At 43.6% G+C, this 1,495-nt stretch carries 1 protein-coding gene; it reads left to right on the plus strand.

Features of this window, described 5'->3' with window-relative positions:
• A partial coding sequence (locus L2764_RS27145; protein ID WP_248943442.1) for an amino acid adenylation domain-containing protein occupies nucleotides 1-1,495 on the plus strand: 1,495 nt, incomplete at both ends.

Consider the following 1,495-nt stretch of genomic DNA (forward strand, 5'->3'; position numbering starts at 1 on the left):
TAATATTGCACTGGTATTTGAAGGCTCAGAGCTAACTTATGATGAACTGAATCAACGCGCCAATCAGCTGGCTCATCATATTCGTAGCCAGTATCAAGAGTTGCATCAAACGTCACTTAAGCCGGATACCTTAATTGCGTTGTATCTCGATAGAAGTTTAGAGATGGTGATCAGTATTTTGGCGGTGCTAAAGGCGGGCGGCGCTTATGTGCCCATCGCGCCAGAATATCCCCAAGCGCGAACGGTATTCATGCTTGAAGACACGACCGCTCCTTTTATTATTACCCAAAGTCATTATGAGGCGCAGCTGACAGAATGGTTCAGTGCGGTCGAACTGGATTGTACAGTCCTTCCTGTGAATGGAGAAAGTATAAGTAATAATGATGCTGGTGATGAAAATAGTACGAATGAGAATAGCTTGGCCGCATACCCAGTCGATAATCTCATTTCTGTCAATCAATCCTCGGACTTAGCTTATGTGATTTATACCTCAGGGACCACGGGGCAGCCCAAAGGGGTGATGATTGAGCACAAAAGTGTGATCAATTTAACTGTCGCCCAAAGAGAAAAGTTTAAGGTTGACGGTAAACAACGGGCTCTTTTTTATGCAGCGTATGTGTTCGATGCCAGTGTGTTTGAACTGTTTGTGAGTTTATCTGGAGGCCACAGCATTTTTATTTGCAGTCATGAAGAACGGCTCAATGTTGATTTGTTGTTGGCATTAATTCATAAGCAGGCTATTAATATAGCCACTCTGCCGCCTATTTTGATGAATGAAAGGAATGTTCATCAGTTTTACTCTTTAGATACACTTGTGCTGGCGGGAGAATCTCCTTCATTAGCATTACTTTCTGACTTGTCACAACATTGTCATGTTTTTAATGCTTATGGCCCAACGGAGGGGACTGTCTGCGCCACAGCTCATTTATATCAGGAGGGAGATTTAGCTACAAATATTGGACATGGAATGGCAAATTATCGTCTATATCCACTTAATCGGGCTTATTCATTATCCCCAATTGGTACACTAGGGGAGCTGTGTATAGGCGGTGCAGGTCTTGCACGTGGTTATCTTAATCGTCCAGAGTTAACGACTGAACGTTTTATTCACAACCCGTTTGCCAGTGAAGATGATATAGAGAGAGGCTATACCCGTTTATATCAAACCGGCGATTTAGTTAGGTATTTATCGGATGGAAATTTAGCCTATTTAGGTCGTAACGATGAACAAGTTAAAATCCGCGGTCATCGCATCGAGCTGGGCGAAATAGAAGCGGCGCTGGTAAGTCTTGAGGGTATTCAACAAGCGGTGGTGATTGATCGCCCGCGAGTCGACTCGCAGGGTAAATATTTGGCGGCTTATTTAACCTGTGCGACGACTGACGATGAAGTGGATGTCTTTGAGCAAGATAAGTTAGATGTTGACGATATTCGAAGCCAGTTAAGCGAGCGGTTACCCGATTACATGTTACCTTTGACTTTTACTGTGATTGAC

The sequence above is a fragment of the Shewanella surugensis genome (assembly GCF_023284005.1).
In the GTDB taxonomy this organism is placed as follows: domain Bacteria; phylum Pseudomonadota; class Gammaproteobacteria; order Enterobacterales; family Shewanellaceae; genus Shewanella; species Shewanella surugensis.